This is a genomic window from Caballeronia sp., from assembly GCF_049581465.1.
Lineage (GTDB): Bacteria > Pseudomonadota > Gammaproteobacteria > Burkholderiales > Burkholderiaceae > Caballeronia.
This window is the reverse complement of record NZ_JBAUSA010000121.1, coordinates 1-4,886: the sequence shown is the minus strand read 5'-3', so window position 1 is coordinate 4,886 and position 4,886 is coordinate 1. Positions and strand designations below refer to the sequence as shown.

The 4,886-nt window shown below is 55.9% G+C and carries 4 protein-coding genes and 1 pseudogene; 4 read left to right on the top strand and 1 reads right to left on the bottom strand.

Annotation, left to right across the window (positions count from 1 at the left end; genetic code table 11):
• From WCA53_RS02970 to WCA53_RS02960, 3 genes and pseudogenes are all read left to right on the top strand, one after another.
• Positions 1-184, top strand: a pseudogene (locus WCA53_RS02970) (FMN adenylyltransferase); the annotation flags it as partial.
• 22 nt (positions 185-206) lie between these two features.
• Positions 207-1,283: a maleylacetate reductase gene (locus WCA53_RS02965; RefSeq protein ID WP_423905294.1), complete on the top strand. Its 1,077-nt coding sequence runs from the start codon at positions 207-209 to the stop codon at positions 1,281-1,283.
• 112 nt (positions 1,284-1,395) lie between these two features.
• The gene (locus tag WCA53_RS02960; protein WP_423905292.1) at positions 1,396-2,226 is read left to right on the top strand and encodes an intradiol ring-cleavage dioxygenase; all 831 of its coding nucleotides are present in this window, start codon (positions 1,396-1,398) and stop codon (positions 2,224-2,226) included.
• 101 nt (positions 2,227-2,327) lie between these two features.
• Here WCA53_RS02960 and WCA53_RS02955 read toward each other — a convergent pair whose 3' ends face one another.
• Positions 2,328-3,266, bottom strand: coding sequence for a LysR family transcriptional regulator (locus WCA53_RS02955; protein WP_423905290.1), 939 nt, complete (start codon positions 3,264-3,266; stop codon positions 2,328-2,330).
• A 423-nt stretch (positions 3,267-3,689) separates the two neighbouring features.
• Here WCA53_RS02955 and WCA53_RS02950 point away from each other — a divergent pair, with 423 nt between their 5' ends.
• Positions 3,690-4,835: a porin gene (locus WCA53_RS02950; protein WP_423905288.1), complete on the top strand. Its 1,146-nt coding sequence runs from the start codon at positions 3,690-3,692 to the stop codon at positions 4,833-4,835.
• Positions 4,836-4,886 lie beyond the last annotated feature (51 nt).

Here is a 4,886-nt window from a genome sequence, read left to right as displayed (position 1 = left end):
GCCCTGGATCGGCGCTATCTTGCAAGTCCGGGAGCAACATTCACCGATTGGCGTGCGCACGGTGCGTTTGCTTGTTGAGAAGAGCACTGACATAGCCGCCGGTGACGCGATGACCGTCCGGTTCCTTGATCGGGTGAGATCGACCACAGGCCGCGTTGCATTCGGTGCGATGGCCTTGATCTGACGTGACCCAGGCGAAAACCATCATGAACGAACTCACTTTTACTTTCACGAGCCATCCGCAGCGGGTTGTTTTTGGCGCCGGTGCTTTGAGCCGGCTCGAAGAGGAAGTCGATCTGCTTGGCGCGCACCGCGTACTTATACTGTCGACACCCGATCAGCGTCGGGATGCGGAACGCATAGCGGAAATTCTCGGGGTTCGCGTCGCCGGCGTGTTCGATAGAGCGGCTATGCATGTGCCGATTGAAGTGGCCCGCGAGGCGCGCGAACTGGCACGCCGTCTTGACGCTGACTGTGCCATAGCTATTGGCGGTGGTTCGACGACAGGACTCGGAAAGGCCATAGCATTGGAGTCGGACTTTCCGATTCTAGCTATTCCGACTACCTATGCGGGTTCTGAAATGACTCCGATCTATGGAATCACCGAAGCGGGGTTAAAGAAGACCGGTCGCGATATTCGTGTCATGCCCAAGACAGTGATTTACGATCCCGAGCTGACGTACTCGCTGCCAGTATCCATGAGCGTTAGCAGCGGGATCAATGCAATCGCTCATGCTGCGGAAGGCCTATACGCCTCGGACGCCAATCCAATAACTAATCTGATGGCCGCCGAGGGCATCACCGCCATCGGACGAGCGCTGCCCCTCCTGACGCTCAAAACTGAAGATGCGCGCGTTCGGAATGCGCGAGCGGATGCGCTCTATGGCGCGTGGTTATGTGGATCGGTGCTAGGGGCCGTGGCGATGTCTCTGCATCACAAGCTATGTCATACGCTAGGCGGTAGCTTCAACCTGCCGCATGCGGAAACCCACACGATCATCCTGCCGCATGCGCTGGCCTACAATGCAACGGCCACCCCGCACGCGATGGAGCGCATTGCGCACGCGCTGAACGGCACCAGCGCACCGCAAGCTATTTTCGATCTGGCGAAAATGAACGGCGCACGGTTGGCGCTGAAAGATATCGGAATGAAAGCGTCAGACCTCGATAGGGCGTGCGCGATCGCGCTACAGAATCAATATCCCAATCCACGGCCACTAGAGAAAGTGGCAATCAGGCAGTTGCTACAAGACGCATATGACGGTGTGCGACCGCAGATTTGATCACACGATCCGCGGCAGGCGGCATTATGATTTTCTTCACCTCGCTTGATGGCCGTTATCATCGTACGGGTTGTCGGTGGTTCATCAAAACACCAAACAAATGGAGACAAACATGCGCAACCTCAATGAACAAACGGTCACCCAAGCGGTGATGGATCTCATATCCGACACCCCGGATCCTCGCGTGAAATTCGTACTTACCAGCCTCATTACTCATCTGCATAATTTCGCACGGGAGGTCGAACTAACGGAGCAAGAGTTGCTGGCAGGCATCCAATTTCTAACCGCGACGGGGCAAAAATGTAACGACAAGCGGCAGGAATTCATTTTGCTGAGTGACGTCCTCGGGTTGTCGATGTTGACCGTTGCAATGAACAACAAGAAACCGGAAGGTTGCACGGAATCGACTGTTTTTGGGCCGTTCCACGTAGAGGGCGCGCCTGTGTATGAGAATGGTTCTGACATCTCTAATGGCGCGCTTGGCGAACCTTGCCTCGTGCGAGGCACCGTGAAAGATCTTAACGGCGCACCGATCGCCGGGGCAGTGTTGGAGGTTTGGCAGGCCGACGCCGCGGGCTACTATGACGTTCAGTATCCCGATCTCGAGACCCATCAAGCTAGAGGGATCCTCGCGTCCCAGGAAGATGGTAGTTTCGAATTTCGTACGGTTGTCGCTGTCGCATACCCGATTCCGACCGACGGACCAGTGGGAGACTTGCTGCGTGCAACGGGACGCCACCCTTGGCGTCCGGCCCACCTTCATTTCATGATCAAGGCGAAAAATTACGAGACGTTGATCACGCACGTATTTCGTAACGGCGACCAATATCTGGACTCCGATGCCGTTTTTGGCGTACGACAAACGTTGGTAGCCGACTGGATCAAGCAGCCTAACGGTGACCACACGTTGACTTACGATTTCGTCCTAAACCCTGTGGGCTAAAAGAGGCAACGCGCATTCGCGTCATTTTGATTGATGTGATGCGCCGGGGTTAGGTCTGCGTTGAATCTCCATTCAATGCAGACTTGAATGCGCTTTTCTCGTCACGCGGGCGTCGAAAACAGCGTGCGAAACACATTCCGAAGCCATTGGTTACCGGGTTCGAGGTGGCACCGGTCGTGCCAGTACTGAGCGATTTGAAGTTTCGGCAATGCGATCGGCGGCTCGACCAATTGCAAGTCGAGGTCGTGACTCATCGCAACAGCAAGGGTCTTTGGCATCGTGGCGATCACGTCGGAGTGTTTAGCGATAAGCGCGGCCGAAGTAAAGACGGGGACGCGACACACGATGTTCCCACGCGGCACTTCGGACTCAATGAGCCGCTCGATTGACAAGTGTTCGTGCCCGGTACCTAGTGCGGACACGAGCGCGTGCTTCTCCGCGAGAAACTGTGCTTTGCTTGGATGGGAGCCGATGCGCGGATGGTCTTTGCGCGTCACGCTTACGTAGGTCTCGGTCCATAGCGGTAGACGCCGAATACCCATTGTCAGCGAGGGGAAGGAGCCAATCGCCAGGTCGACGAGGCCCGATTCAAGCCACAGGTCGAGGTTTTGCGCGTCGCACGGAATCGACTGCACGCATATGCCCGGCGCTTCAGCGGCCAGGTAGTTCAATAGCGCTGGGAAGATCTTTACCACACCCGCATCAACAAGAAAGAAGCTGAACTTACGCGTTGACGTCTTTGGATCGAACGACCCGTGGTCCGAACGCAGCGCGCGAATCTTCTTTAATATCGCCCTCACGGGTTCTGCGAGTTCGATGGCCTTCGGTGTGGGCTCCATGCGCAGCGCCACGCGCACAAAGAGCGGGTCGCCAAAATAAAGCCGTAGTCGCGCCAACGTCTTGCTCAACGCGGGCTGAGAGAGATTCAGCACGCGCGCGGCTTTGGTCAGGCTGTGTTCGGTGAGCAATACGTCAAACACTTGCAGGTGGTGGAGGTCGAGTTCGACATCGCCTTCATTTCTTTGTGGAATAGTGTCCATGCAGCGGCGGCCCTATCAATACCAATTTAGTGGCTCAACTGTAGCCGATCAAAAATCAGTGCCACTCGAAATATTCACCAAGGTTGAAAAGACGATGAGGTTTCCATGCCTGAGTCATCGTCGAGTCTTGCCGACTTGCTTCTAAACATCGCACTAGCACGCAGGAGGCCGCGTTCAATAAAGCTTTGAGTTATAGATTCTATTCCATTATCGGCATGGTCTAAATAATTTGTCGGGCACATCCTCTGTTTAGCTTGTTGGGACGAAATAAATAGACGGTGGTCACCTGATCTAGGAAATTCGTAAAACTGACTATCGGTCGGGCTATCGAAGCGAACGTGAAAAATGCGCGCATGGGTGTCTCGAATCTGGGGCGGAGAGAGTGTTTTTATAAAATAGTATTCCTAATCTAAAGGATAAAACATGAGGCGCATCGTAGTTGTGTCGGTCATTGCTGCGGCGACCCAGATGGGCGGTTGGTGTGCGCCTGCGCAGGCGCAGAGCGTGACTCTCTACGGTATCGTTGATACCGGCGTCGAATATCTTCACAATGCGAATCCGGCGGGCCAGGCGCTCGTACGTATGCCGGCTCTCACGGGAGAGGTTCCGGCGCGCTGGGGCTTGACGGGGTCCGAGCCGCTCGGCGATGGCTATCGCGCGATATTTACGCTCGAAAACGGTTTTACCGTCGGTACTGGCCTCCAAGGTCAGGGAGGGAGGTTGTTCGGTCGGCAAGCCTTGGTCGGACTCGATGGGCCGCTCGGCGCATTGACCCTCGGTCGCCAGTATTCAATGTTGCTATGGGCAAACTATTCTGCCGATTTTATCGGACCCAATATATATGGGATCAATTCGTTTGATACCTGGCTCGCGGCTCCGCGCAGCGACAATACCGTCGTCTATCGGAAGAGCTTTAATGGCCTGAACGTCGGCGCAACCTATTCGTTTGGCCGGGACGCGTCACCCACGGGTGGTTCAAACACGCCCGGTGAGGGAACATGCGCGGGTAGCATTCCGGGCAATTCCGCGGCATGCCGCGAATGGTCGACGCTGCTGCAGTATCAGGCAAACAACTGGGGTGTCGCAACCGCCTACGATCGCCAAAATGGTGGTCCGGGCTCCGCCGTCAATCTGTTCAATGGTCTCACACCCCTTCCTATGACGGACAGCGGAAATCGCGACTCGCGCTTTCTGGTGGGCGCCAACTTGAAGTTTGAAAAGTTCTTGTTCGGTGCGGTATGGATAGACCGGCGCGTCGAGGTGGATTCCCACGCGACTCCGAGCATTACGTCGAATCAGTTCGCGCTGGAGGGGGAATATAAGATCACACCGTCACTGCTCTTTGACGGCTTTGCGCAGCGTATCGTCAACAGCCAGCAAGATACGCGGGCTAACATGGAGATGACGCGTGTTACGTATTTGCTATCGGTGCGCACCGCGGTCTATGCGCAGGTCGCCTTCATGCAGAATAGCCACCATGCTGCTTACTCGGTTAGCGCTGCTGGCGGTACGCCGGCCAAGGGAATGAATCAGGCGGCAGCAATGGTTGGGATGCGGCAATCGTTCTAGTCGATTGAGTGTGCTGCCGGGGGCATCCTCGGCCTCAGGCGGTTCAGGAGC